The following is a 25,943-nucleotide window of genomic DNA, read 5'->3' as shown; positions in this document are numbered from 1 at the left end:
GTCCAATCCTGTGACCACACGGCTTGCCGACATCGCTGCGCAAGCGGGGGTGAGCGAAGCGACCGTCAGCCGCGTCCTCAACGGGAAGCCAGGCGTCGCCGCCACCACCCGCCATTCCGTGCTCGCCGCACTGGACGTCCTCGGTTACGAGCGTCCGGTGCGGCTGCGCCAACGCAGTGAGGGGTTGGTGGGCCTGATAACTCCGGAGCTGGAGAACCCGATATTCCCGGCTCTGGCACAGGTCATCGGACAGGCGCTGACCCGGCAGGGCTACACCCCGATCCTCGCCACCCAGACCCCCGGCGGGTCGACGGAGGACGAGCTGACCGAGATGCTCGTCGACCGGGGCGTCGCGGGCATCATCTACGTCTCCGGGCTGCACGCCGACACCACCGCGGACATGGAGCGCTACGAGCGGCTGCGGGCGCAGGGCGTGCCCTTCGTCCTCGTCGACGGCTTCTCGCCGAAGGTGCAGGCGCCGTTCATCTCGCCCGACGACCGGGCGGCGATGAGCCTGGCGGTGACCCACCTGGTCTCGCTCGGGCACACCCGCATAGGCCTGGCCCTCGGGCCGAAGCGCTACGTCCCGGTCCAGCGCAAGATCGAGGGCTTCGTCCGGGCGGTGCAGGACCAGTTGGGGCTGAGCGCCGAGGAGACCGAGTCCCAGCTGGTCCAGCACTCGCTGTACACGCTGGAGGGCGGCCAGGCGGCCGCCAAGGCGCTCATCGACCGGGACTGCACCGCGGTGGTCTGCGCCAGCGACATGATGGCGCTGGGCGCGATACGGGCCGCCCGGCAGCTGGGTCTGCAGGTGCCGCGGGACATCTCGGTGGTGGGCTTCGACGACTCGACGCTGATCGCCTTCACCGACCCGCCGCTCACGACGGTCCGCAAGCCGGTCCCGGCGATGGGGCAGGCGGCGGTGCGCACGCTGCTGGAGGAGATCGGCGGCACGCCCGCGCCGCACAGCGAGTTCGTGTTCATGCCGGAGCTGGTGGTGCGCGGCTCGACCGCCTCGGCGCCGCATGTCGTCCGTACGGTGTAGAAGGTGCGTTCCGGACCCGACCTTGGGATGATCGGGCGAGGAAGCCCTGTCTGGCAGACTTGATGCCTATGAGTGACTCGACCGTCACAGAGCCGGAAGGTCGCGAGAAGGCGGCCGTTCCGCGGCCCGTCACGGGCGAGGCCGCACGGGGCCCGCTCGGCCGGCTGCGCGGTCCGCGGCGGCCGCGGTTGTGGTTCGAGATCCTTCTGATCGCGGTGAGTTACTGGACGTACTCGCTCATCCGCAACGCCGTCCCGGAGCAGCGGGGCGCGGCCCTGCGCAACGCCGACTGGATCTGGCGGGTGGAGCACGGTGCGGGCGTCGCCGTGGAGCAGTCCGTCAACCATGCCGTGAACTCGGTGACTTGGCTGATCGTCGGCATGAACTACTACTACGCCACGCTGCACTTCGTCATCACGCTGGGTGTTCTGGTGTGGCTGTACCGGTGGCATCCCGGCCGGTACGCGGCGACCCGTCTGGTGCTGTTCGCGACCACCGGTGTGGCCCTGGTCGGTTACTATCTGTTTCCGCTCGCGCCGCCCCGGTTGATGCGCGGCGGGCACTTCGTGGACACCGTCATGGTGCACCACACGTGGGGCTCGATGGCCTCCGGCGACCTCAAGCACATGTCCAACCAGTACGCGGCGATGCCGTCGATGCACATCGGCTGGTCGCTGTGGTGCGGGCTGACCGTCTTCGCGCTGGCGACGGTGCCGTGGGTACGGGTGCTGGCCCTGCTGTATCCGGCCCTCACCCTGCTGGTGATCGTCGCCACGGCCAACCACTTCTGGCTGGACGCGGTGGGCGGCGTGCTCTGCCTGGCCTTCGGTCTCAGCGCGGCCCGGGTCTGGTACGGCGCCCTGCCGCACGCGCTGCCCCGGCGGGTGCCGGCCCCGGCGCCCGAGCCGGCTCCGGCGGCCGCTCAGGCCCCGTCGCCGTAGAACAGCTCCTCCACGACCGCGCGGGCCCTGCGGGTGGTACGGCGGTAGACGTCCAGCATGTCCCCGGCGTGCCCCGCGCCGTAGCCCAGGTAGCGGCCGACCGCGGCCAGCTCGCGTGGCTCGGTGGGGAAGGTGTCCCCGGCCCGGCCGCGGACCAGCATGACGGCGTTGCGCACCCGGGTGGCCAGCACCCACGCCTCGTCCAGGGTCTCCGCGTCCTCGTCGGACAGCAGCCCGGCCGCGCGGGCGGCGGACAGCGCCTCGCGGGTGCGCGTGGTGCGCAGCGCGGGCTCGTGCCCGCCGTGGCGCATCTGGAGCAGCTGGACGGTCCACTCGACGTCGGACAGGCCGCCGGGGCCGAGCTTGGTGTGCAGCTTGGGGTCGGCGCCGCGCGGCAGGCGCTCGGACTCCATGCGGGCCTTCAGCCTGCGGATCTCGCGCACGGCGTCCTCGTCGAGGCCGCGCGCCGGGTAGCGCAGCGGGTCGATCAGCTCGGTGAAGCGGCGGCCGAGGTCCTGGTCGCCGGCGACCGGCTCGGCCCGCAGCAGCGCCTGCGACTCCCACACCAGTGACCAGCGGCGGTAGTACGCCTCGTACGACTTCAGGGTGCGCACCAGGGGCCCCGACTTGCCCTCGGGGCGCAGGTCCGCGTCGATGAGCAGGGGCGGATCGGCGCTGGGCAGCTGCAGCAGGCGCCGCATCTCGGCGACGACCCTGGCCGCGGCGGCGGCCGCCTCGTGCTCGTCCACGCCGTCCCGCGGTTCGTGCACGAACAGCACGTCCGCGTCGGAGCCGTAGCCCAGCTCGTGCCCGCCGAAGCGGCCCATGCCGATGATCGCGAACCGGGTGGGGAGGGTGTCCCCCCAGCCGGCGCGCACGACCGCGCGCAGGGTGCCCGCGAGGGTGGCGGCGGTGAGATCGGAGACGGCGGCGCCGACCCGGTCGACCAGGGCGCCCTGGTCGGCCTCGGCGGGGCTGGTCTCGGTGCCGTAGGAGCCGACGATGTCGGCGGCGGCGGTGCGGAACAGCTCGCGGCGGCGGACGCCGCGGGCCGCTGTGACGCCCTGCTCGGCGTTCTCCGCGCGGCCCACGGCGGCGAGGATCTCCGGCTCCAGCTGGGCGCGGTCGCGGGGTGCCAGGCCGCCGCCGTCCCCGTCGCCGAGCAGGGCCACCGCCTCGGGGGCGCGCATGAGCAGGTCGGGGGCGAGGCGGCCCGCCGACAGGACGCGGGCCAGGTTCTCGGCCGCCGCGCCCTCGTCGCGCAGCAGCCGCAGGTACCAGGGGGTCTTGCCGAGCGCGTCGGAGACCTTGCGGAAGTTGAGCAGGCCGGCGTCGGGGTCGGCGGAGTCGGCGAACCAGCCGAGGAGGACGGGGAGCAGGGTGCGCTGGATGGCGGCCTTGCGGGTCACGCCGGAGGCCAGCGCCTCGATGTGGCGCAGGGCCGCGGCCGGGTCGGCGTAGCCGAGGGCGACCAGGCGTTCGCGGGCCGCCTCGGGGCGCAGCCGGGCCTCGCCGGGGGCGAGTTGGGCCACTGCGTCGAGCAGGGGGCGGTAGAAGAGCTTCTCGTGCAGGCGCCGTACGACCCCGGTGTGCCGCCGCCACTCGCGGTTCAGTCCGGACACCGGGTCGGTGCGCAGGCCGAGGGAGCGGCCGAGGCGGCGCAGGTCCTCCTCCGCCTCGGGGACGAGGTGGGTGCGGCGCAGGCGGTAGAGCTGGATGCGGTGCTCCAGGGAGCGCAGGAAGCGGTAGGCCTCGTCCAGGCGGGCGGCGTCCTCGCGGCCGACGTAGCCGCCGGCGGCCAGGGCCTGCAGGGCGTCGAGGGTGGTGCCGCTGCGCAGGGAGGCGTCGGTGCGGCCGTGCACCAGCTGCAGGAGCTGGACGGCGAACTCGACGTCGCGCAGGCCGCCGGGACCGAGCTTGAGTTCCCGGTCGATCTCGGCGGCGGGGATGTTCTCGACGACCCGGCGGCGCATCTTCTGCACGTCGGCCACGAAGTTGTCGCGTTCGGCGGCCTGCCAGACGAGGGGTTCGAGCGCGTCCAGGTAGGCCTGGCCCAGGTCGGCGTCGCCGGCGACCGGGCGGGCCTTGAGGAGGGCCTGGAACTCCCAGGTCTTGGCCCAGCGTTGGTAGTAGGCGAGGTGGCTGCTGAGGGTGCGCACGAGGGGGCCGTTGCGGCCCTCGGGGCGGAGGTTCGCGTCCACCGGCCAGATGGAGCCCTCGACGGTCGTCTCGGAGCAGATCCGCATGAGGTGGGACGCGAGCTGCGTCGCGGACTTCAGGGCCGCGGCCTCGGTGGCGCCCTCGGCCGCCTCGGCCACGAAGATCACGTCGACGTCGGAGACGTAGTTCAGCTCGTGGCCGCCGCACTTGCCCATCGCGATCACCGCGAGGCGGCAGGCCGCCGCGTCCTCGGGGGCCGCGGCCCGCGCCATCGCCAGGGCCGCGCGGAGGGTGGCGGTGGCCAGGTCGGCGAGTTCGGCCGCCGTCTCGGCGACGTCCGTGGTGCCGCAGACGTCCCGGGCCGCGATGGACAGCAGGCAGCGGCGGTAGGCGACGCGCAGGGAGACGGGGTCGGCGGCGCCGGCCAGGCCGCGTTCGAACTCCGCCACGCCGGGGTGGAGGTCGCGGGGCTCGTAGGTGACCAGGGCCTGCCAGTCGTGCGGGTGGCGGGCCAGGTGGTCGGCGAGGGCCGTGGAGGCGCCGAGGACGCCCAGCAGGCGGTCGCGCAGCGGCTTGGCCGCGATCAGGGTGTCCAGCAGGGCGCGCTGGTCGCGGGGGGAGGCGGGGCCGCTCTGCGCCTCCAGGAGGCGGACCAGGCCGTGCAGGGCGAGGTCCGGGTCGGCGGTGGCGCCCAGGGCCTCCAGGAGCACCGGGTCGTCGCGCACGGGGATCAGCTCGGGGGCGTCCAGCAGCCGCTCGGCGGCGGAGGGGTCGGTGAAGCCGTGCCGGAGCAGACGGGAAAAGGTGCTGCTTCTGCGCCCCGGCGTCATCCTTGGCCTCCCCTGGTGTCCCGGCCGCGTCTCGGATCAAGGCCGTCCTGGCCAGAGCCTAACCATCCCGGGCCGCCCGCGCCCTGCCGGGCACCCGCCCGTAGCCGGGTGGGCGCTGGGGTCCCCCTCTGGGGAAGGCACCCCTGCCCCGCCCGGGCGGCCGCCCCCCTGGCCGATCCAGCCGCGGCCCGCCCGTGGCCGGTCGCGCAGTTCCCCGCGCCCCTGAAGACAGCGGCACCCCACCCGCGCGGGCGGCCACCCCCCTGGCCGATCCAGCCGCGGCCCGCCCGTGGCCGGTCGCGCAGTTCCCCGCGCCCCTCAGGAACTGCGGTCACCGGCCTCCGAGACGGCACCGCCGCCGCCCCCGGCCACGGAAGGCCCGACCGCCCGGTCCGCCACCGCCACCCGTCGCGGCGGATCGCGCAGTTCCCCGCGCCCCTGAAGACAGCGGCACCCCACCCGCGCGGGCGGCCACCCCCCTGGCCGGTCCAGCCGCGGCCCGCCCGTGGCCGGTCGCGCAGTTCCCCGCGCCCCTCAGGAACTGCGGTCACCGGCCGCCGCTGCGGGCAGTCGTGCCGCTGGGGCGGCACGGATGGGCGCCGGGGTACCCCCTCTGGGGGAGGCACCCCGCAGGCGCGGGCAGGCATCACTCACCCGGCCGCGATGCCCGGCAGGGCGTGGACAGCCCGGCGGAGCCGGGTGTCAGCGGGGCGAGGTGTCGGCGGCCGGGGCCGGGGTGTCGGCGGCCGGGGCCTGGTGGGGCAGGCGGGCGGTGAGCAGGTTCCGCATGGTCTCGGCCGCCGTCACCGCCGCGTCCGCGCAGCAGTTGTTGAAGAGGACGTGGACCTCTTCCGTGCGCGCGGCCAGGGCGCGCACGCGCGGGAGCCAGTCCGCGAGTTCCGCGGCGGTGTAGGCGTGCCGGAAGCGGTCCTCCTTGCTGCCGGTGCCCCAGTGGGGGCTGCGGCCGTGGAAGCGGACCACGGACAGGCGGGGCGTGGTGACGGGGGTGACCGGGGGGATGGAGGTGGGCAGGCCCTGGGGTGCGTCCACGGCGACGGCGGTGGCGTCCAGGTCCGCCAGGAAGGCGGCCGTACGGTCGGTCAGCCACCAGGCGGGGTGCCGGAACTCCACGGCGAACGGCCAGTCGCGGGCGCGTTCGCGGGCGGCGCGCACGAAGGCCTCCGCCTCGGGGCCGGGGACGAGGTGGGGCGGGTACTGGAAGAGGAGGGTGCCGAGGCGGCCGGAGTCGCGCAGGGGCGCGAGCGCTTCGGCGTAGCGGTCCCAGACCTCCGCGAGCAGGCCCTCGTCCCGGGGCCGGCCGCGCAGGTCGGCCGGGAGGGCGGACGAGCGGGTGGGGTGGCCGGTGAGCAGGGCGAACGCCTTGACGTCGAAGCGGAAGCCCGGGGGCGTGCGGTCCGCCCACAGGCGGGTGGTGCGGGGGGCGGGGAGGGCGTAGTAGGGGGAGTCGGCCTCGACGACGGGGAAGCGGGTCGTGTAGTGGCGCAGGCGTTTGTCGGGGTCGCGGTGACCGGGCGGGTACCAGCCGCTCCTGAGCAGTGACGGGTCGGTCCAGCCGCATGTGCCCACGAGGATCCGCGTCATGCGGGCGCGGGTACCCGCCGTTCATCCGGTCTTCACCCGTGAGGTTGGCCCGCGTGGGCCACGGGAATGTTGGCGTGTGCATGCTCTGACCGCACCGCCAGCCCCGTTCCCCACCCCGGAGGTTGATGTGTCCGGCAGTTCCCTGTTGCGCCGTGCCCGTACCGTCGCGGCGTCCGCCGCGGCCCTCGCCGCGGCCGCGGCCGGGCTGTGGACCGGCCTCGGCGGCGAGTCCGCGCACGCCGCGGGCTCCGTGCCCAGCCCCGACCACGTGGTCGTCGTGGTCTTCGAGAACCACGCCTACAGCCAGGTCATCGGCTCCTCCAGCGCCCCGTACCTCAACTCCCTGAAGGCCGGCGGCGCCAACCTCACCCAGTCCTACGGCATCACCCATCCCAGCCAGCCCAACTACTTCGCCCTGTTCTCCGGTTCGACGCAGGGCGTCACCGACGACAGCTGTTACACCCCGGGCTTCTCGTCCGCGCCCAACCTGGCCTCCGAGCTGATCGCCGCCGGCCGCAGCTGGGCCAGCTACAACGAGACGCTGCCCAGCCAGGGTTCGACGACGTGCAGCAGCGGCAAGTACGCGCGCAAGCACAACCCCTGGTTCGGCTTCGGCAACGTGCCGACGTCGACCGCCAAGACCTTCGCCCAGTTCCCGACGGACTACTCGACGCTGCCGAAGATGTCGTTCGTGGTCCCCAACCTGTGCAGCGACATGCACGACTGCTCGGTGTCCACCGGTGACACCTGGCTGCAGAACAACCTGGGCGCCTACGCGACCTGGGCCAAGACCCACAACAGCCTGCTCGTCGTCACCTTCGACGAGGACAACCGCCTCAGCGGCAACCGGATCCCCACGGTCCTGTACGGCCAGCCGGTCACGGCCGGTTCGTCGTCCGCCACCACCTACAACCATTACGACCTGCTGCGCACCCTGGAGGACACCCAGGGGCTGAGCACCCACGCGGGCAACGCGGCCTCCGCCCAGGACATCACCGGCATCTGGGCGTCCTGACGTGTACGTAGCGGACAGCCGCGCGACGGCGCCGGCGTCCGCGGAGGGCGTCGTCCGGCCCACGGCCGGGCGGCGCCGCGCCGCGGTCGCGCCCACCGTCCTCGCCCTCGGCACGGTCAGCCTGGTCACCGACGTGTCGTCCGAGATGGTCACGGCGGTGCTGCCGTTGTACCTGGTGACCGGACTCGGCCTGTCCCCGCTGGGCTTCGGGCTGCTGGACGGCGTCTACAACGGGTTCTCGGCGCTCGTCCGCCTCGTGGGCGGGCACCTGGCGGACCGGGGCGGCGGGCGGCACAAGTGGGTCGCCGGGTTCGGGTACGCCGTGTCGGCGGTGTGCAAGCCGCTGTTGCTGCTGGCCCACTCGCTGACCGCGATCGGCCTGGTCCTCGCCGCCGACCGCACCGGGAAGGGACTGCGGACCGCTCCCCGGGACGCGCTGATCTCGCTCGCGAGCACGCCCGAGTCCCGTGGGCGCGCCTTCGGGGTGCACCGTGCGATGGACACCGCGGGCGCCCTGCTGGGCCCGCTGGCGGCGTTCCTGATCCTGCGGGCCACCGTGGACGGCTACGACGCGGTGTTCACCGTCAGCTTCTGCGTGGCCGTACTGGGCGTGCTGGTGCTGGTCCTCTTCGTTCCGGGCGGCGGACGGAGCGGCGGACCTGGCGGCGGGCCGGACGGCGGACCGCACGGCAGACCGCACGGCGAACCGGACGGCAGGTCCGGCACCGGCGACAGCCCGGCAGCCCCGGCTTCCCCGGCTTCCCCGGCCGAGCGGCCGACCCTGCGCGCCGCCGTACGGCTGCTGCGCCGGCGTGACCTGCGCCGGGTCACCGTCTGCGCCCTGCTGCTGGGCCTCGCCACGGTCAGCGACTCCTTCGTCTACCTCCTCCTCCAGCGCCGGCTCGGCGTCCCCGACCGCTGGTTCGCGCTGCTGCCTCTCGGCACGGCGGGCGCTTTCCTGCTGCTTGCTGTGCCGCTGGGCCGGCTCGCGGACCGGGTGGGCCGGTGGACGGTGTTCCTGGCCGGCCACGGCGGCCTGCTCCTCGCGTACGGGCTGCTGCTCACCTCATGGCACGGCACCGCCCTGCCGTACGCCGTCCTCGTCCTGCACGGCGGCTTCTACGCGGCCACCGACGGGGTGCTGATGGCCGTCGCCTCGGACGGTGTCCCGGAGTCCCTGCGCTCCTCCGGACTCGCCGTGGTGCAGACAGGACAGGCGCTGGCCCGGTTCGCCTGCTCGCTGCTGTTCGGCGCGGCCTGGACGGTGTGGGGCGACCGGGCGGCGCTGTCCGGGGCGGCGGTCGCCCTGGCCCTGTGCGCCGCGTTCTCGCTCACCCTGCGCCCGAAGGAGACGGTGACCGCATGACCGTACGTACCCGCATCCTGGTCCTGGTCTCGGCCGTCGCCGTGCTCGCGGCGGTCGGACTGGCCTCCGTGCTGCACGCCTCGGCGCGCGCGGAACGCCGTGACCACACCCAGGCCGGCGGGCCGCGGGTCACGCCGGGAACCGTGACGCTGACCGGGCACGGCCGGATGGTGTTCCGCAACATGGCGTGGGGCCCGCACCGGGACGAGCTGACCTCGGTCCCGGCCGCCGACCCCTCCGCCGCCCGCACCGCCTCGGGCGTCAAGTGCCTGCGCTTCTACGCCGCTTCGGGCACGGGCGTGTGCCTGCAGGCCGTGCACGGCCCGGTCTCGGACACCTACCGTGCCCTGATCCTGGACGCGCGCCTGAGGGAACGGGCGCGCTACGACGTCCCCGGCATCCCCTCCCGTGCCCGGGTCTCCCCCACCGGCCACTACGCGGCCTGGACGGCGTTCGTGGGCGGCGACTCGTACGCGGGCACGAACTTCTCCACCCGGGCGGCGATCGCCGACACCCGCACCGGCCGCCTGATCCCCACCCTGGAGTCCTTCCGCATCGTCAAGGACGGGCACCCCTACCGCGCGGCGGACGCCAACTTCTGGGGCGTGACGTTCGCCGCGGACGACCGCACGTTCTACGCGACGCTGGCGACCGGGGGCAGCACCTACCTGGTACGCGGCGACCTGCGCACCCGCACGGTCACCGCCCTGCACACCAACGTCGAGTGCCCGTCCCTCTCCCCCGACGGCACCCGCGTCGCCTACAAGAAACGAGTCAAGGGCGCGCCGAAGGACGCCCCTTGGCGCCTGTACGTCCTGAACCTGCGCACGATGCGCGAGACACCGCTGGCGGAGACCCGGAGCGTGGACGACCAGGCGGTGTGGCGCGACGACCGGACGGTCGTGTACGCGCTGCCCGGGGACTACGGTGCGGACCTGTACGAGGTCCCGGCGGACGGCTCGGGGGCGGTACGGCGGATCAGTGCGGCGGCGGTGTCCCCGGCGTACGTGGGGTGAGGGGCGGATGCCCGCGCGCTGATCGGCGCGGGCACCGGCCCGGTCAGCGGCGCTTGCCGCCGGAACGCCGCCTGGCTTTGCCCGCCTTGCCTTTGCCCTTGTCCCCCTTGCGTTTGCCCTTGCCGCCGGACTTTCCTCCAGTCAGATGCTGGGCCTCGAACGCCCGTCCCACCGCGCTGAGCATGGCGGCTAAGTTGCGGGTGATACTCGCGGTGCGGGGATGTTCCGGGCCAAGGACTCGGATACAACGGGCATGGGTGTCCCTCAAGAGATCGACCGCCTCGGCGTGACGCCGAAGTTCCCCCAGCGCACTGGCAAGGTTGTTGGCAACTGTGAGGGTGCCAGGATGGTCCTCGCCCAGCACACGACGGTAGCGAGCAAGCACCTCCTCAAGAATCCGCCGAGCGTCCGCAACCTCTCCAAGGTCACGCAGGGTGCTGGCGAAATTGTTGGTGGCGTGCAAGGTGTCGGGATGATCCGGGCCCAGGACCCGACGATAACGGGCGAGCACCTGCTCCAACATCCGGTGGGCATCCGCGTACTCCCCCATCTCTCGCAGGATGCCGGCGAGGTTGTTGGCGGATTGCAAGGTGTCAGGGTGATCCTCGCCCAGCACCCGGCGACGACGGGCAAGCACCTCCTCCATCATCCGGTGGGCATCGGCGTGCTCCCGGAGGTCGCGCAGGACGCTGGCCAGGTCGTTGGCGGATTGCAAGGTGTCGGGATGATCCTCGCCCAGCACCCGGCGACGACGGGCGTCAGTGTCCTCCATGATGGGACGGACCAGAGCGTACTCGCCGAGGTCGGCGCCGGCGTGCCCCAGATACTGCGCGCACGTAAGGGTGTCGGGATGGTCCGGGCCCAGTTCGGCGCTCCACGCCTGGTGCAGTTCCCTGCTCAGCTCATGGGCGGCTCCGGGCTGACCGCTGCGCAGAAGGAAGTGAACCGCGTTCAGCAGTACGGGGCGCAGCTCAGGCCGCCGGCCTGCGACGGCGGTCGTGAGATGCGCCGATAGTGAGGCCCAGGCCGGCCAGTCGGCCGGGGACTGCGGGTCGCCGGGGTCGACCGCCACGAGGACCGTCGTGACGTCGTCGCGGACTGCCCCGGCCAGTTCGACGCTGGTCTGGGCGCGGATGATGGCCTGAGTGAGGCGGTGGATCTGGAAGGTGTCGAAGTCGACGCGGGCCAGCCCGAAGCGGCCGAGGGGCTGGAGCGCGTCGCGCAGCCACATCGGGTCGTCCGGGTCGCCGGGCAGGGTGGTCAGGCGGGGCCGTGCCTTCTCCAGCCAGGCGGCGGGGATGGGCTCGGGGCCGAGGAAGGCCCCGAGACGCAGCAGCGCGGCGGCGTCGAGGTGGCCGTCGTCCGTCAGGCGGTCCGCGGCGAGGTTGACGGTGGCGGCCAGCGGCACCGGGTAGTCGCGGACGTTGCTCTCCTGCAGGAGGCGGGCGATGTTGGTCGCCAGAAGCTCGCGGTATCGGTCCAGGGACATGCCGCCACGGCACAGGACACCCGCGGCCTGGGCCACGGCGAGGGGAAGGTCTCCTAGGTCCTGTGCCAGCGCGTCCGCCTGCTCCCCGGTGATGCGGGGGATGCGGGCCTGGAAGTAGGCCACGGAGTCGGCGCGGGTGAACACGTCCAGGTCGCTCTGGTGGGCGATCCCGTGCCAGTCGGGGTTGCGGGAGGTGATCAGGACGTGGCCGGGACCGTCGGGCAGCCAGGGCTCGATCTGATCGGGCTGTTCGGCGTTGTCGAGGACGAGCAGCCAGCGGTGCTGCTCACGCAGGTGCCCGAGCAGAGCGTGGGCGTTGGCATCGGGCCCGGCGTCGGACTTGGCGATGCCGAGACGGTCGGCGAGTTCGGTGTAGCGGACGGGGATCTGGTCGGCCTGCTCGGCGTCGACCCACCACACCACGTCGTACTGGCTGGCGAAGCGGTGGGCGTACTCCAGGGCGATCTGGGTCTTACCGATGCCGCCCATGCCGTGCAACGCCTGGACGACGGCCTGGCGCCCGTTGAGCAACCCGGTACGCAGCCGGACCATCTCGTCCTCGCGTCCCGAGAAGTCGGGGTTGCGGCGGCGGATGTTGGAGACCCGCTGCGAGTCGGCGCTGCCGGGCAGCCGGGGCCGCTGCGGGTCCGCTTCCGCGGCTGGTTGGGCCGGAGCCGGGGCCGTCGCCGCGCCGGGGAAGGCGACCGGGCCGTTCGGCGCGGCCGGTCCGTGGACCGCTTCCAGCAGGGCGGCCGTGGCGCCGGTCTCGTCCAGCCCGTGGAGGTCCTTGCGGAGCCTCGGGGCGAGGAGGGGAGGAACGTCGTCCTTGGTCAGCGGCTCGATCGCCACCGGCACGAGCCTCCCCCGCACGGCCACGGTGGCCGTCCACTCCTCACGGGTCCACCGCTCGGGGTCGAAGTAGTTCCTGGAGAACAGGGCCACCACCGCGTCGGCGGCGGCGAGGGCGAGGTTCATCTTCTCGATGAAGTCGTCCCCGGTCTTCCAGTCCCACCGGTCCAGCTCGACACGGTGCCCGGCCTGCCTGAGCTGCGAGCCGACCCACTCGGCCCAGGCCCGGTCCGGTCCCGCGTAACTGACGAACAACCGTTGCGCGGTGCCGGTTCCTCGTAACGTCGTGTCGGTCACCGTTGACCCCCCGGAATTGCCTGGCGCGTGCGTGTGCGAGAGAGCCTATGGTCTCGCGTCGAGCATCTGCCGGGACGGCGAAAACCGAGATTGCGTTCACGGGGCCGACGGCCCACGACCGCCGGCTCCGTGAGCGCGCGTCAGCGCACGTCGACGTAGTCGGCCGCGCTGGTGGCGACGCCGGTCGTGGAGTTGCCGTAGTACACCCAGCGGTAGTAACCGTCGGCCGAGGCGGTGACCGTGGCCTTCAGCCCCCCGGTGCTGCTGGTGGTGGCCTTCTTGAGCGTCTTGTAGCTGTCGGCGCCCTTGGCGCGGTACTGGAGGCTGACCGTACGGCCGCTGTAGGCGTCGTACTTCTTCGTGCTCCAGTTGGCCCGGGTCAGCCTGCCCGTGACGGTGATCGTCCTGCCCTTGGTGACCGGCTCCGGCGATGCGTCGGTGGTGGCCTTGGCCGCGCGCTTGAGCTGGGCGGTGGTGGACCGCGTCTCCAGTTCCCCGGTCTTGAGGCCGCCGTCGGCCTTCCACAGCCTCAGCGAGACGCCGACCTTCCAGGTCGTGGCGTCGCTGTTGGAGTCGACGTGGTCCCGGCTCGGGTGCGGGTCGATGTAGAGGTCGCCCTCGCAGCGAGCGTGCTTGGAGTCGGTCTCGTAGCAGGTGTAGCTGCCCGGGCCGATGTAGTTCTCCCCGGTGTCGGCCGCCGTCGCGATGCTGCCGCGGTAGAGGAAGGGGTACGCGTCGTAGCGGGAGGGGTCGGCGGTGCTGTACCCGGACGGCAGCGCGATGCGGAAGCTGATGGGCGGCTCCACCACCTGGGACGTGCCGACGACGATCGGCTTGCCCTTGTTGATGACGATGTCCGACACGGTGATGCCGGTGTCCGCCGCCTGGGCCGCCGGCGCGCTCAGCGCCGAGAGCCCCAGCGCGCCCACGAACGTGGCCACCGCGACGGTTCGTCTGCCTGTCTTCATTCACACCTCTTCGTAATGATCCTCAAATGAGGCGGCAGCCTATCCGACGAGTTCTCGCCCTTCAGCCGCGCGGTACCACGGGTGATTCAATGGCCGTATGACGGGGGAAAACACGATCCTGGGACCGTTGGAACCGGCCGGCGGCCACTGGGCGCTCGGGGACGCCACGCGGCCGGACACCCACTGGGTGGAGCTCCGCCCGGACGGGCTCCGGCAGCACGGGCCGGACTCCGGGGGACGGCTGGTCCCGTGGCACAGGATCATGACCGGCGTCTCGATCACCTGGGGCAAGCACGCCTGGAGCACGAACGGCCGGGGCGCCTACACCCTGAGGGGCATGGTCGCCGGGCGCGACGGCGGCTGGCTGCGCATGACCCTGCGCCACCCTTACGAGGACGACCGACTCCGCTTCGACCAGCACGCGCGCCCGTACCGGGCGGTGGACGTCCTCCGGCTGGAGCACCTGCTGCGGCAGCTCGTCGACGAGGGAAGGCCGCAGCTCCTCGGCGACCCGCGATGGGTTGCCCGTGCCGTGGCACACCTGGCCGGCGGAAGGAACAGCTGGCTCACGTCCGGCGCCCTGCGAGGGGCGGCAGCGGAGGCCGTCGCCGCGGCCGGCTCTTGACCGCCGTCGAGACGCGTTCCTCGTTCGGACGCGTATCTCGTGCGGGCTCCGGACCGGTCTCCCAGGCTTGACCTCGCGATGTGTCTCCTCGTGAAGGTGGTAGAACATGCCGACGTACGTCGCGTTGCTGAGCTGGACCGACCAGGGAATCCGCAACTACAAGGACACTGCGAAACGCGCCGAGGCCTTCGGCTCGGCGGTACAGAAGCTCGGTGCGAAGCTCCTGAGCGTCTACTGGACCGTCGGTCCGTACGACCTCGTGGCCGTCATCGAGGCGCAGGACGAGGAGACGGCCACGGCAGCGCTCCTCCAGCTCGGCGGGGTCGGCAACATCCGTTCCACGACACTGCGGGCCTTCGGCCGAGAGGAGATGGGACGCATCATCGCCAAGGCCACCGGCTGACGACCATCACAGGCTGCGAGCCATGACATCCGGCGAGCCGGCTCAGCAGCCAGGCTGACGCGGAAATACGACAAAAGCGGGCCGCTGTCAGGCGAACCATCTCAACATCGCTCAATCAGTCAGTACCTTCGCACAGATGCGTACACGGACCGTCACTCTCCGGCTACCCTGAAGTTCCGGGTCGGGGTGCGATGGGGGAACGGGCATGGACGCTTTGACGCTTGCCGCGGCGTCCGCGGTGGTGGGAACCATGGCTACGCAGGCCTGGGAGCAAGCGCGCCAGGCAGTAGTGGGGTTCTGGCAGCAGCGTCATCCCGAAGAGGTCCCGGCTGTGATCGCGGAGTTGGCGCACGGGCGTACCCAGGTGATCGAGGCGCGGTCGGTCGGGGACTCTTCGGTGGAAGAGGAACTGATCGGCGACTGGCAGCGAAAACTTCGTCGGCTGCTTTCGACGGACCCTTCACTGCGCGCCGAGTTGCAGCGCGTCCTCGACCAGGAACTGACACCACTGCTGCCGGCGGCCGAGGTCGCCCGGGTCACCAGCATCAGGATGAACGCCCGGGTTTCCGGTCGAGGCAGGGCGTACATGTCGGCCCGTGACATGACGATCAACGAGGGCCCGTCATGACCCACGTACCGCCCTCGTCTCCTCGGGAGGAGCCCGATCAAGCCGAGATGTACACCTCGGCGCACGGTCACGGCAGAGCGTACGCGTCGCGCGGTGACATGACCGTGAACAGATCGCGCACCAAACTGATCTCCAAGCAGATGGGCCCGTTCCCTCTGGTGATGCTCGCCGGGCTCGCCATTGTCGCGATCCTTTCCGTCGCGTGGCTCGTCATGCGCGTGACCGACGACGGAGGTACGCCGGACGCGGTCCCCGCGCGCACGGAGATCACCATTGGTCCAAGCTCTGGCCCCCCGGGGACGCAAGTGCACATTTCCGGTACCGGCTTCGAGCCGGGGAACGCCGTACAAGTCATATGCCAGGACCCTGTGAGCCCGCAGCTCGGTCAGTTTCGCGCGGCAGACGACGGGTCGTTCGCCGGCGAGATTCGCATCCCGCAGGATGACTGGATCAGCCGAGTCGGCATACGGCAACTCGCGATCGTCGCGGCCAGCGGACAGGCACAGGACTCGGACCGGCAGGGGCTGGCGTTCTTCACGGTGCTCCGGTGACCCCGCCCGTCGACGCGACGAGCATCCGTTCCGCCGGCCCGTAGACGGCATAAGGCTCGTGAGACGCGGTGGGGCCGGCGGTCCGTGACCGTCGGCCCCACTCATTGCATTCAGCAGAGAACGTCTCGACCCGCCCTACAACACCGGCAGGTTCTTGCGCAGCTCGAACGCCGTCACCTCGGAGCGGTACTCCTCCCACTCCTGCTTCTTGTTGCGGAGGAAGAAGTCGAAGACGTGCTCGCCGAGGGTCTCCGCGACCAGGTCGCTGTTCTCCATCAGGGTGAGGGCCTCGCCGAGGTTCTGCGGGAGGGGCTCGATGCCCATCGCGCGGCGCTCGGCGTTGGAGAGGGCCCAGACGTCGTCCTCGGCGCCGGGCGGGAGCTCGTAGCCCTCCTCGATGCCCTTGAGGCCGGCGGCCAGGAGGACGGCGTAGGTGAGGTACGGGTTCGCGCCGGAGTCGATGGAGCGGACCTCCACGCGGGCGGACCCGGTCTTGCCGGGCTTGTACATGGGCACGCGGACCAGGGCCGAGCGGTTGTTGTGGCCCCAGCAGATGTAGGAGGGGGCCTCGCCGCCGGCGCCCGCCGTGCGCTCCGAGCCGCCCCAGATGCGCTTGTAGGAGTTGACCCACTGGTTGGTGACCGCGGAGATCTCCGCGGCGTGCCGCAGCAGGCCGGCGATGAAGGAGCGGCCGACCTTGGAGAGCTGGTACTCGGCGCCGGACTCGTAGAACGCGTTGCGGTCGCCCTCGAAGAGGGACAGGTGGGTGTGCATGCCGGAGCCGGGGAACTCCGAGAACGGCTTCGGCATGAAGGTCGCCTGCACGCCCTGCTCCAGCGCGACCTGCTTCATGACCAGGCGGAACGTCATGATGTTGTCCGCCGTGGACAGCGCGTCGGCGTAGCGCAGGTCGATCTCCTGCTGGCCGGGGGCGCCCTCGTGGTGGGAGAACTCCACCGAGATGCCCATCGACTCCAGCATGGTGATCGCCTGGCGGCGGAAGTCCATGCCCACGTTCTGCGGGGTGTGGTCGAAGTAGCCCGAGTTGTCGGCCGGGGTGGGGCGGGAGCCGTCGACGGGCTTGTTCTTCAGCAGGAAGAACTCGATCTCGGGGTGGGTGTAGAAGGTGAAGCCGAGGTCGGAGGTCTTGGCCAGGGCGCGCTTGAGGACGTAGCGCGGGTCGGCGAAGGACGGGGAGCCGTCGGGCATCAGGATGTCGCAGAACATGCGGGCGGTGCCGGGGGCCTCGGCGCGCCACGGCAGGACCTGGAAGGTGGAGGGGTCAGGCTTGGCGATCATGTCGGACTCGTAGACCCGGGCGAAGCCCTCGATGGCGGAGCCGTCGAAGCCGATGCCCTCGTCGAAGGCCTGCTCCAGCTCGGCGGGGGCCACGGCGACGGACTTGAGGAAGCCCAGCACGTCCGTGAACCACAGGCGTACGAACCGGATGTCGCGCTCCTCCAACGTCCGGAGCACGAACTCCTGCTGCTTGTCCATCTTCCGCTTCCCCATCCTTGCTGGTCAGGCCGCCCGTGTTCCCGTGGCGCGGGGACAGGCGGTCGGGCACCTGAGCATCACACCACAACACCGTTTCACGCGCGTTGCGGACCTTGATCGCCCGGGCGTCCTCGACCTGAACGCCTCACATACGGCAGGTGTACCGCTCTGTGGCCCATCTTGCCTGCTCGGCGCGACATCCGTAATGGCCGGTCCGCTTCGGGCGTGACCGAGACCACGCCGTTTTAATTTGCATCTCAGATGCAAGTTTCTCTACCGTTTCGATCAGCCGAGCGATCGAGCGAGTCGCAGCGATCGAGCCATCGAGGAGTCCTGATGCTGTCCGAGCAGTCAGCAGCCACCGTCCGCGCCACCCTGCCCGCCGTCGGCGCGGCCATCGGCGAGATCACCGAGCGCTTCTACGCCCGGCTGTTCGAGGCCCACCCCGAGCTGCTCCGTGATCTGTTCAACCGCGGCAACCAGGCCGCCGGCATCCAGAAGCAGGCCCTGGCCGGCTCCATCGCCGCCTTCGCCACGTACCTGGTGAACAACCCCGAGCAGCGGCCCGACGCGATGCTGGAGCGCATCGCCCACAAGCACGCCTCCCTCGGCATCACGCCGGAGCAGTACCCGATCGTCCACGAGCACCTGTTCGCCGCCATAGCCGAGATCCTGGGCGAGGCGGTCACCCCCGAGGTCGCCGCCGCCTGGACCGACGTCTACTGGCTGATGGCCAACGCCCTGATCGCCATCGAGAAGCGGCTGTACCAGGAGAGCGAGCAGGCCGGCTGGCGCGAGTGGGAGGTCGTCGAGCGGATCGACGAGACCGCCGACGTCGCGAGCTTCCGGCTGCGCCCCGTGGACGGCGGCCCGGTGCCCGGCTACCGCGCCGGCCAGTACGTCTCGGTCGGCGTCACGCTCGCGGACGGCGCCCGGCAGATCCGCCAGTACAGCCTGACCGCGGCCCCCGGCTCCCCGGAGCGGCAGTTCGCCGTCAAGCGGGTGGCCGGCGACGGCGCCGCGCCCGACGGCGAGGTCTCCAACCACCTGCACGCCCACGTGCGCGAGGGTGACGTGCTGCAGCTGTCCGCCCCCTACGGCGACCTCGTCCTGGAGGACACCGAGGCGCCGCTGCTGCTCGCCTCCGCGGGCATCGGCGTCACCCCGATGATCGCCATGCTGGAGCAGCTGGCCCTCACCGGCCACAGCGCGCCGGTGACCGTCGTGCACGCCGACCGCTCCCCCGCCGCGCACGCGCTGCGCTCCGACCACGAGGCGTACACGGCCAAGCTGCCCGACGGGAAGCCGGTCTTCTTCTACGAGCAGGACGCCGAGGGCGCCGGCCGGCCCGGCCTGGCCGACCTCGCGGACGTCGACGTACCGGCCGGCACGCACGCCTACCTGTGCGGCCCGCTGCCCTTCATGCGCGCGGTGCGCGCCCAGCTGATCGAGAAGGGCGTGGCCCCCGCCGACATCCACTACGAGGTGTTCGGCCCGGACCTCTGGCTCGCCCAGGCCGCCTGACACCGGACGCCTGACGGCAGCCGGCGCGCGAAGGGGCGCCCCGCCGGACCTCACCGGGTCCGGCGGGGCGCCCCTCACGCGTCACCGGGTGTGTCCTCCGCCCTACCGCGGCTGCGGCGCCCTGCCGATCCCCAGCAGCAGCGGAGCGGTCGGGTCCACGACGATGTCCTGCACCGTCACCGGGTCCAGCGCCGCGTAGAACGCCTCCTGGGCCCGGCGCAGCGCGCCCCGCAGGCGGCAGCCGGAGCTGAGCGGGCAGGGCGTGGCTCCCTGGCCGGCGCCCTCGCAGTCGACGACGTCCCCGTCGCCCTCGAAGGCGCGCACCACGGATCCCACCGACGCCGTGCGCCCCTTCTCGGTCAGGCTCAGTCCGCCGCCCCTGCCCCGGCGGGCGTCGACCAGGCCCATGTGCTGGAGTTCGGCGACGACCTTGGCGGCGTGGGTGTAGGGCACGTCCATGTCCCCCGCGACCTGCCGGGTCGTGGGGTTGGTCTCGCCGGCGACGGTGAGCCGCATCAGGACACGCAGGGCGAGATCGGTGGAGCGCAGCAACCGCATATCACGAGGGTAGGTAATACGAATCGGCGGTTCAAATTTCTCCCGGCCGGCGGCCTGCGCCCACCCCCGCCACCGCCCCGGCCGCCTCGCGCCGCGCGTCCGCGCGGGCGCCTTTTACGCGCCCTCCCTACGGAACGACCCCCCTTCCGCATTACGATCAGCAAGCCACACTCCCTCCAGTCCGTCTCTTTTCCCCAGAAGGACACGCCTCATGGGTTCCGCCAAGAACAGCAGCAGCGCGGCGCGCAAGGCGCGCATCGAGGAGATGCGGCGCGCCGAGCGTGCCCGTGAGCGCCGCGGCCGGGTGCTCACCATCGCCGCCAGCGCGGTGGTCGTCGCCGGTCTCGTCGTCGGCGGTGTGGTCCTCGTGAACAAGCAGTCCCGCGACAACGACTCGACGCCGAGCGGCGACGCCAAGAACTCCGGGGACTCGGGGCACTTCACCACCGGCAAGGACGGGGTGAAGACCTGGTCCGGCAAGCTGGCGCGCACCCACGTCACCAGCAAGGTGTCGTACCCGATGCACCCGCCGGTCGGCGGCAACCACAACCCGGTGTGGCTCAACTGCAACGGCGACGTCTACACCAAGGCGGTGCCGGACGAGAACGCCGTGCACGCCCTGGAGCACGGCGCGGTCTGGGTGACGTACACCGCCAAGGCGCGGAAGGCGGACGTCGACGCGCTCGCGGCCAAGGTGAAGAAGACGCCGTACTCGCTGATGAGCCCGTACGAGAACCAGGAAGCGCCGCTGATCCTGTCGGCGTGGGGCCACCAGGTGGCCGTGAAGAGCGCGAAGGACCCCGAGGTGAACAAGTTCTTCGCCACCTACGTGCAGGGGCAGCAGACGCCCGAGCCGGGTGCCTCCTGCACCGGCGGGGTCATGAAGTGAGCCGGCGGCACATCGGCTGGATCGCGGGTCCGGCGGCGGCGGTCCTCGTCGCCGCCGGCGCGATCACCTACGCGGTCGCCGAGGACAACGGCGGCGGATCGGGTCCGAAGACGCCGAGCGCGGACTCGGCGGACGCCGGGTTCGCCCGGGACATGGCCGTGCACCACCAGCAGGCCGTCGAGATGTCGTACATCGTGCGCGACCGCACGAAGAACGAGGAGGTGCGGCGGCTCGCCTACGACATCGCGCAGACACAGGCCAACCAGCGCGGCATGCTGCTGGGCTGGCTGGACCTGTGGGGGCTGCCTAAGGTGTCGGCCGACCCGCCGATGACGTGGATGGGCATGGGTGACATGGCCTCCGGCAAAGACGGCGCGTTGATGCCGGGCATGGCGACCAACACCGAGCTGAAGAAGCTCCAGTCGCTCAGCGGGAAGCAGGCGGAGATCCTCTACCTGCAGCTGATGACGGCCCACCACAAGGGCGGTGTCCACATGGCCGGGGGCTGCGTGGCCAAGTGCACCGTCGGCGTGGAGAAGCGGCTGGCCCAGGGCATGGTCGAAGCGCAGAAGTCCGAGATCGAGCTGATGGCCGGGATGCTGAAGGCGCGTGGAGCGCAGCCGCCCTCCTGAACAGCGGACCAGTCGTTCCGTTACCCAACCGTGAGGAACGAAAGGCGCAATTCGCCCCACATGACGGGCACTTGAGCTTCTCTTGACCCTCACGTTCCCCTGGCATGAACGGTTCATCGCAAGAGTGGCCTGCGTCGTGTGATCCATCCGCCGGCCGACGCCGCCGCGGGCCGGCGCGCGGGATCGCGACGTACCAGCCACTACGTGCATGCGAACCGCATCGCAGGGGGTTCTATGAGATCCAATCGCGCCACGGTGCGCGCCGGCGTGAGCATGGCAGCGACACTGCCCATGATCGCCGGTGCGCTGGCGCTCGGCATACCCGCGGCGCACGCCGCGGACTCGCCGGCCCGCACCACCCTCAAGGGCACCCAGCCCACGTGGGCCACGGCCAAGGCGGACAAGGGCGCCACCGCGAACAGCGCCCAGGTCAAGGCCCGGGTCTACCTCGCCGGCCGGGACCAGGCCGGACTCGCCGCCTACGCCAGGGCCGTGTCCGACCCCAGCTCGCCGCTCTACGGCAAGTTCCTGAGCGCCAAGAAGGCGCAGGCCCGCTTCGGGGCCACCAAGGCCCAGGTGGCCGCCGTCAAGTCCTGGCTGAAGTCGGCCGGTCTGACGGTCACCGGGGTCACCGCGCACTACGTCACCGTCTCCGGTGACGTGTCCGCCGCCGAGAAGGCCTTCGGCACCCAGCTGCACAACTTCGCCAAGGGATCCAAGACGTACCGCGCCCCGGCGAAGGCCGCGACCGTGCCGGCCGCCCTGAAGGGCGCCGTCCTGACCGTCACCGGCCTGGACACCGCGCCGCACAAGTCGACCCACGACGACCAGCTGCCGCCGCCGGACGCCGTGTTCAAGAACTCCGGGCCGTTCTCCTCGTACTACGGCTCCAAGATCGCGAGCACGCTGCCGGACGCGTACGGCCAGAAGGTCCCGTACGCGATCAAGGGTTACACCGGCAAGCAGCTGCGCGCCGCCTACGGCGCCGGCACGTACACCGGCAAGCACGTCCGCATCGCCATCACGGACGCGTACGCCTCGCCGACGATCGCCTACGACGCGGCCAACTACGCGCTGAAGCACGGTGACGCGGCCTGGAAGACCGGCCAGCTGCACCAGGTGCTGCCGAAGAACTACACGAAGACCGAGGAGTGCGGCGCGGCCGGCTGGTACGGCGAGGAGACCCTCGACGTCCAGGCCGTGCACGCGGTCGCGCCGGCCGCCGACGTCACCTACGTGGGCGCCGCGTCCTGCTACGACGACGACCTGCTGGACTCGCTCAGCAAGATCGTCGACAACCACCTGGCCGACATCGTCTCCAACTCCTGGGGCGACATCGAGGCCAACCAGACGCCGGACCTCGCGGCCGCCTACGACCAGGTCTTCCAGCTGGGCGCGGTCCAGGGCATCGGCTTCTACTTCTCCTCCGGCGACAACGGCGACGAGGTCGCCAACACCGGTGTGAAGCAGGTCGACACCCCGGCCAACTCGGCGTGGGTGACCGCGGTCGGCGGCACCTCGCTGGCCGTCGGCAAGGGTGACAAGTACCAGTGGGAGACCGGCTGGGGCACCGAGAAGGCGAGCCTGTCGGCCGACGGCAAGAGCTGGACTGGCTTCCCGGGCGCGTACACCTCGGGCGCGGGCGGCGGCACCAGCAAGACCGTGCCGCAGCCGTACTACCAGAAGAACGTCGTCCCAAAGGCGCTCGCCACGGCCAACAACGCCGCCGGCAACCGCGTCGTCCCGGACATCGCGGCCATCGCCGACCCGAACACCGGCTTCCTCGTCGGCCAGACCCAGACCTTCCCCGACGGCTCGGAGAAGTACAGCGAGTACCGCATCGGCGGCACCTCGCTGGCCGCTCCGGTGATCGCGGCGGTCCAGGCCCTGGCCCAGGAGGCGCGCGGCGGCAAGGCGATCGGCTTCGCCAACCCGTCGATCTACGCGAAGTACGGCAAGAAGGGCGTCTTCCACGACGTCACGGACAACCCGACGGGCTCCGGCCTGGCGGTCGTCCGCGTGGACTTCGCCAACGGCCTGAACGCCGCCGACGGCCTGCTGACCTCGGTCCGCAGCCTGGGCAAGGACAGCTCGCTGTCCGCGGTGAAGGGCTACGACGACGTCACGGGCGTCGGATCCCCGGCGAACGGCTACGTGCAGTCGTACCGGCGTCGGTGAGTTGATCCTGCGGATCGGCATCGGCTGAGGGGCGTGGGGTCCTTGGACCCCACGCCCCGTCTGCTTTGCCGCTACTGGGACTTGAGGGCGGCGATGAAGGGGGCCCAGGCGGTGGCGGGGAGGAGGAGGACGGGGCCGTGGGGGAGCTTGGAGTCGCGTACGGGGATGAGGCCGGGGATGTTGTCGGCTACCTCTACGCAGTTGCCGCCGCTTTCGTTGCTATAGCTGCTCTTGTTCCAGCGAGCGTCACTCAAGTCGATCGGGTTGCTTCCCATTTCGATAATCCTCTGCCGCGGCCTTGATCATGGCGAGGGACGTGTCTGGTGACAGCGCGACGGCCCTGAGCCGATCGTATGCCTTGCGGTACTGCATCACGAGGGCAGGATCATCGACGGTGTCTCCGCAGTAGGACGCCTCGGTGTAGATCAAGGGTGGAGCCTCGGCGAAGGTCATACTCATGAGGGAGGCGGCCATCAGCGGGTACGCTCCCCGCTTCCGCGGCACGATCTGCGCAGTGATCCGGCGCCGATCCGACAACTGCGCCAGCCGATCGAGCTGTTCCGCCATGTCGTGGTTCGGAAGAAGCGGGTCGGCGATCAGCGACTCGTGCAGGATCACCCAGTATTCAGGCTTGCCGTGGTCCGCCTCGAAGAGGTCGGCTCGCGCCATCCGGCCCCGGACCTTCTCCTCCACATCGGCATCGAGCGACAGCGGGAGACCCGCCAGGATGACGGCCCGCGCGTATGCCGGAGTCTGAAGTAGCCCCGGGAAGAGCGTCGGACACCATTCCTCGATGGTCAGGGCGTGCTTCTCGGCCTCCAGGACCTTCTCGAAGTACGCGGCATGTCCAGCCCTCCGCGCCCTCCGCACATCCTCGCAATGCCGCTCGAAGAAGCCGTCGGTCCCCAGTACCTGATCCGCATGCCGCGCCAGATCCAGCGGCATCCTCCGCTCCCCGCGCTCGATGTCGCTGAGGTAGGTCTTGCCGTAGAAGCTGCCCTTGAGCAACGCCTCCAGTGACATCCCCGCCGCCTCCCGCTTCCACCGCAACTCCTTGCCGTAGAAGGTCGGGACGCTGATCGACCCGTCGATGTCCTTACGCTGTGCCACGCGCCACCGCCGTAACTCACCGTGCCCTTTTCGCTGTTCGCGTCGCGGACGCGAAGGGTCTTCCACGGTAGCGAGCGGCTCGACATTCTGTGAGCAGTTCGTCACACACCGCACGAAAGGCTGCCGGCGCGCCATGCCCGACCACTCCCCCACGGCCTACGACGTCACGCTCTGCGTCGAGGAACTCCGCACCGCTCTCGCCCTGCACGACATCACGCTGCCGTCCCTCCGTGTGGACCTGCCGAGCTTCGCCGGTTCGTACGCCCCGCCCGCCGGGCTGGTCGCACTCGGGAACTGCGGCACGGCCACGGCGCGGGCGCTCGCCGCGGCGCTGAGGAAGACGGCGGACCGGTGAGGGCGCCGTTCGAGCTCAAGTTGCTGGCGACGCCGAGAGCCGCACCGGAGCTGCGTCACCGGCTCCGCGAGCACGACCACGACGTCCGCCTGTGCGCGACGGAACTGCTGACGAACGTCATCGACCACGTGGGCGAGGGCACACCGGTGACCGTCCGCGTGGTGGCCGGGGCGGACCGGGGCTGTACGCGCATCGAGGTGACCGACCCCGAGCCGCGCGCCGTGCCCGCCCTGCTGGCGGCGACGGAGACGTGGGAGTGCGGGCGAGGCATGGCCCTCATCGACGCGCTCGCCGAACGGTGGGGCGTGGACCAGGAACCGGGCCGCAAGACGGTGTGGTGCGAGGTGGGGAGCCACGGCGGCAGCACGGGAGCCCGCTCGCTCCACGAGTGATCGCCGGCCGATTCACGGTTCAGCCCGCCAGGACGGCAGGCCTGAGCACCTCCTGGCACCACTGGCGGAATCCGGTGGGGGCGGGGTTCGGCAGGGCGTTCCGTTCGGCGTCGTAGATGCCGTCGTTCTGGGCCGCGGCCATGTCCGCCAGGCCCTGTGCCCATGCCTCGGTCATGCCGTACCGCTTCATCGTGGCCTTGTACGCGTCCAGGCTCATCTGCTCGCAGCGGACCGGTCGGCCCAGTTCCTCGGACAGGACCTCGGCCATGGCTTCGGGGGACAGTTCGTCGGGGCCGATGACCGGTACGGTGCCGTGCCCGGTCCAGGAGCCGTCGAGGAGCAGGTCGGCGGCGGCCGCGGCGATGTCGCGGGTGGCGACGGTCGCGAGCGGGCGGTCCGCCGAGTTCGCCGTGCGGAAGACCCCCTGACTCCTGATCGCCTCCAGCTGGTTGAGGAGGTTCTCCATGAAGTAGGGCATGGCCAGGGCGCGGTAGCTCACGCCGGTGCTCTCGATCATGGCGTCCATGGCGAACGCGGGCGACAGCAGTCCCGCATGCCCGGCGTACGCCCGGCCGAGGCTGGTGACGCCGACCACCCGCCGGACGCCGTGGGTCCTGAGGGCTTCGCACGCCGGCCGGGTGAAGCCCAGGTAGTGATCCTCGATGTCCTCGGCGCGGGGGTTCGGCGGCACCAGCCAGAGCAGGCTGTCGGCTCCCGCGAACGCCTCCATGACCATGTCGGGGTCCCGGTGCGACCCCTGGACGACTTCGGCGCCGCCGCGTGCCCGTGCGGACAGTCGGGAGGGGTCACGTGCGATGACGCGGACGGGACGGCCGGCGTCGAGGAGGCGGTCGAGGACCTGATGACCGATCTGGCCGGTGGGAGCGGTGATGACGATCACGGAGTCCTCCATGTGGGAGCGGTTCGGCAGGTGCGGCGCGAGGCGGCCCAATGACGGCCGTGGCGGCAGCGGCAGCGGCAGGCACCACCGACCGTCGCCCTGTTTCCAGTGATAACGAAAGC

At 71.5% G+C, this 25,943-nt stretch carries 24 protein-coding genes; 15 read left to right on the top strand and 9 right to left on the bottom strand.

All coding sequences use genetic code 11. The features are described from left to right. Positions 1 to 10 precede the first annotated feature (10 nt). Positions 11 to 1,045, top strand: a complete 1,035-nt coding sequence (locus tag IE177_RS07725) for a LacI family DNA-binding transcriptional regulator (RefSeq protein ID WP_190013996.1) — start codon at positions 11 to 13, stop codon at positions 1,043 to 1,045. A gap of 68 nt (positions 1,046 to 1,113) precedes the next feature. Then, complete coding sequence (locus tag IE177_RS07720) at positions 1,114 to 1,986, top strand: phosphatase PAP2 family protein (protein WP_190013994.1); 873 nt, start codon at positions 1,114 to 1,116, stop codon at positions 1,984 to 1,986. On the opposite strand, the gene IE177_RS07715 is transcribed toward IE177_RS07720, so the two are convergent. Together IE177_RS07715 and IE177_RS07710 are read right to left on the bottom strand one after the other, a co-directional pair. After that, on the bottom strand, positions 1,968 to 4,976 hold the full coding sequence (locus IE177_RS07715) for a bifunctional [glutamine synthetase] adenylyltransferase/[glutamine synthetase]-adenylyl-L-tyrosine phosphorylase (protein ID WP_190013992.1): 3,009 nt from the start codon (positions 4,974 to 4,976) through the stop codon (positions 1,968 to 1,970). The genes IE177_RS07720 and IE177_RS07715 overlap by 19 nt on opposite strands. A gap of 702 nt (positions 4,977 to 5,678) precedes the next feature. Continuing rightward, positions 5,679 to 6,578, bottom strand: coding sequence for a DUF72 domain-containing protein (locus tag IE177_RS07710; RefSeq protein ID WP_190013989.1), 900 nt, complete (start codon positions 6,576 to 6,578; stop codon positions 5,679 to 5,681). Between the two features lie 127 nt (positions 6,579 to 6,705). On the opposite strand from IE177_RS07710, the gene IE177_RS07705 reads away from it, so the two are divergent. The 3 genes from IE177_RS07705 to IE177_RS07695 are packed head-to-tail and all read left to right on the top strand — an operon-like array spanning position 6,706 to position 9,975. Next, the gene (locus tag IE177_RS07705) at positions 6,706 to 7,593 is read left to right on the top strand and encodes an alkaline phosphatase family protein (RefSeq protein ID WP_190013987.1); all 888 of its coding nucleotides are present in this window, start codon (positions 6,706 to 6,708) and stop codon (positions 7,591 to 7,593) included. Between the two features lies 1 nt (position 7,594). Next, the gene (locus IE177_RS07700; protein ID WP_190013985.1) at positions 7,595 to 8,959 is read left to right on the top strand and encodes an MFS transporter; all 1,365 of its coding nucleotides are present in this window, start codon (positions 7,595 to 7,597) and stop codon (positions 8,957 to 8,959) included. Then, on the top strand, positions 8,956 to 9,975 hold the full coding sequence (locus IE177_RS07695; RefSeq protein WP_190013984.1) for a TolB family protein: 1,020 nt from the start codon (positions 8,956 to 8,958) through the stop codon (positions 9,973 to 9,975). The genes IE177_RS07700 and IE177_RS07695 overlap by 4 nt, the downstream gene beginning before the upstream one ends. Positions 9,976 to 10,018: 43 nt before the next feature. Here IE177_RS07695 and fxsT read toward each other — a convergent pair whose 3' ends face one another. Both fxsT and IE177_RS07685 read right to left on the bottom strand, forming a co-directional pair. Continuing rightward, the gene (gene fxsT, locus IE177_RS07690; RefSeq protein ID WP_190013983.1) at positions 10,019 to 12,610 is read right to left on the bottom strand and encodes an FxSxx-COOH system tetratricopeptide repeat protein; all 2,592 of its coding nucleotides are present in this window, start codon (positions 12,608 to 12,610) and stop codon (positions 10,019 to 10,021) included. A gap of 140 nt (positions 12,611 to 12,750) precedes the next feature. Continuing rightward, positions 12,751 to 13,578 (bottom strand): hypothetical protein, encoded by an 828-nt coding sequence (locus tag IE177_RS07685; RefSeq protein WP_190013982.1) that lies wholly within the window; start codon positions 13,576 to 13,578, stop codon positions 12,751 to 12,753. 97 nt (positions 13,579 to 13,675) lie between these two features. Between IE177_RS07685 and IE177_RS07680 the strand changes: the two genes are divergently transcribed. The 4 genes from IE177_RS07680 (at position 13,676) to IE177_RS07665 (ending at position 15,785) form a co-directional block, all read left to right on the top strand. Beyond that, complete coding sequence (locus IE177_RS07680; protein WP_190013981.1) at positions 13,676 to 14,203, top strand: LYR motif-containing protein; 528 nt, start codon at positions 13,676 to 13,678, stop codon at positions 14,201 to 14,203. 106 nt (positions 14,204 to 14,309) lie between these two features. Beyond that, the gene (locus IE177_RS07675; protein ID WP_190013980.1) at positions 14,310 to 14,606 is read left to right on the top strand and encodes a GYD domain-containing protein; all 297 of its coding nucleotides are present in this window, start codon (positions 14,310 to 14,312) and stop codon (positions 14,604 to 14,606) included. 205 nt (positions 14,607 to 14,811) lie between these two features. Next, positions 14,812 to 15,234 (top strand): hypothetical protein, encoded by a 423-nt coding sequence (locus IE177_RS07670; RefSeq protein ID WP_190013979.1) that lies wholly within the window; start codon positions 14,812 to 14,814, stop codon positions 15,232 to 15,234. Between the two features lie 98 nt (positions 15,235 to 15,332). Next, positions 15,333 to 15,785, top strand: a complete 453-nt coding sequence (locus tag IE177_RS07665) for a hypothetical protein (protein ID WP_229815928.1) — start codon at positions 15,333 to 15,335, stop codon at positions 15,783 to 15,785. A gap of 135 nt (positions 15,786 to 15,920) precedes the next feature. Here the strand turns inward: IE177_RS07665 and glnA2 are convergent, their stop codons facing one another. Further along, entirely contained in the window at positions 15,921 to 17,282 is a 1,362-nt protein-coding gene (glnA2, locus tag IE177_RS07660) for a gamma-glutamylpolyamine synthetase GlnA2 (RefSeq protein ID WP_190013977.1), read from the bottom strand. Between the two features lie 336 nt (positions 17,283 to 17,618). On the opposite strand from glnA2, the gene IE177_RS07655 reads away from it, so the two are divergent. Continuing rightward, on the top strand, positions 17,619 to 18,806 hold the full coding sequence (locus IE177_RS07655) for a globin domain-containing protein (RefSeq protein WP_190013976.1): 1,188 nt from the start codon (positions 17,619 to 17,621) through the stop codon (positions 18,804 to 18,806). A 102-nt stretch (positions 18,807 to 18,908) separates the two neighbouring features. Here IE177_RS07655 and IE177_RS07650 read toward each other — a convergent pair whose 3' ends face one another. Continuing rightward, positions 18,909 to 19,364, bottom strand: coding sequence for an RrF2 family transcriptional regulator (locus tag IE177_RS07650; RefSeq protein ID WP_190013975.1), 456 nt, complete (start codon positions 19,362 to 19,364; stop codon positions 18,909 to 18,911). 211 nt (positions 19,365 to 19,575) lie between these two features. Here IE177_RS07650 and IE177_RS07645 point away from each other — a divergent pair, with 211 nt between their 5' ends. From IE177_RS07645 to IE177_RS07635, 3 genes are all read left to right on the top strand, one after another. Continuing rightward, positions 19,576 to 20,253: a thioredoxin-like domain-containing protein gene (locus IE177_RS07645; RefSeq protein WP_190013974.1), complete on the top strand. Its 678-nt coding sequence runs from the start codon at positions 19,576 to 19,578 to the stop codon at positions 20,251 to 20,253. Next, on the top strand, positions 20,250 to 20,885 hold the full coding sequence (locus tag IE177_RS07640) for a DUF305 domain-containing protein (protein WP_190013973.1): 636 nt from the start codon (positions 20,250 to 20,252) through the stop codon (positions 20,883 to 20,885). The genes IE177_RS07645 and IE177_RS07640 overlap by 4 nt, the downstream gene beginning before the upstream one ends. Before the next feature lie 234 nt (positions 20,886 to 21,119). Then, positions 21,120 to 23,063: a S53 family peptidase gene (locus IE177_RS07635; protein WP_190013972.1), complete on the top strand. Its 1,944-nt coding sequence runs from the start codon at positions 21,120 to 21,122 to the stop codon at positions 23,061 to 23,063. 71 nt (positions 23,064 to 23,134) lie between these two features. Here the strand turns inward: IE177_RS07635 and IE177_RS07630 are convergent, their stop codons facing one another. Together IE177_RS07630 and IE177_RS07625 are read right to left on the bottom strand one after the other, a co-directional pair. After that, positions 23,135 to 23,338, bottom strand: coding sequence for a DUF397 domain-containing protein (locus tag IE177_RS07630; RefSeq protein ID WP_190013971.1), 204 nt, complete (start codon positions 23,336 to 23,338; stop codon positions 23,135 to 23,137). Then, positions 23,310 to 24,173, bottom strand: coding sequence for a helix-turn-helix domain-containing protein (locus tag IE177_RS07625; RefSeq protein ID WP_190013970.1), 864 nt, complete (start codon positions 24,171 to 24,173; stop codon positions 23,310 to 23,312). The genes IE177_RS07630 and IE177_RS07625 overlap by 29 nt, the downstream gene beginning before the upstream one ends. Before the next feature lie 133 nt (positions 24,174 to 24,306). On the opposite strand from IE177_RS07625, the gene IE177_RS07620 reads away from it, so the two are divergent. Continuing rightward, positions 24,307 to 24,528 (top strand): hypothetical protein, encoded by a 222-nt coding sequence (locus IE177_RS07620; RefSeq protein ID WP_190013969.1) that lies wholly within the window; start codon positions 24,307 to 24,309, stop codon positions 24,526 to 24,528. Next, positions 24,525 to 24,920: an ATP-binding protein gene (locus tag IE177_RS07615; RefSeq protein ID WP_190013968.1), complete on the top strand. Its 396-nt coding sequence runs from the start codon at positions 24,525 to 24,527 to the stop codon at positions 24,918 to 24,920. The genes IE177_RS07620 and IE177_RS07615 overlap by 4 nt, the downstream gene beginning before the upstream one ends. Positions 24,921 to 24,939: 19 nt before the next feature. Here the strand turns inward: IE177_RS07615 and IE177_RS07610 are convergent, their stop codons facing one another. Beyond that, positions 24,940 to 25,821 (bottom strand): NAD(P)H-binding protein, encoded by an 882-nt coding sequence (locus tag IE177_RS07610; protein ID WP_190014145.1) that lies wholly within the window; start codon positions 25,819 to 25,821, stop codon positions 24,940 to 24,942. Positions 25,822 to 25,943 lie beyond the last annotated feature (122 nt).

The sequence above is a fragment of the Streptomyces lucensis JCM 4490 genome, from assembly GCF_014650035.1.
Lineage (GTDB): Bacteria > Actinomycetota > Actinomycetes > Streptomycetales > Streptomycetaceae > Streptomyces > Streptomyces lucensis.
This window is presented reverse-complemented; position numbering and strand designations above follow the sequence as displayed.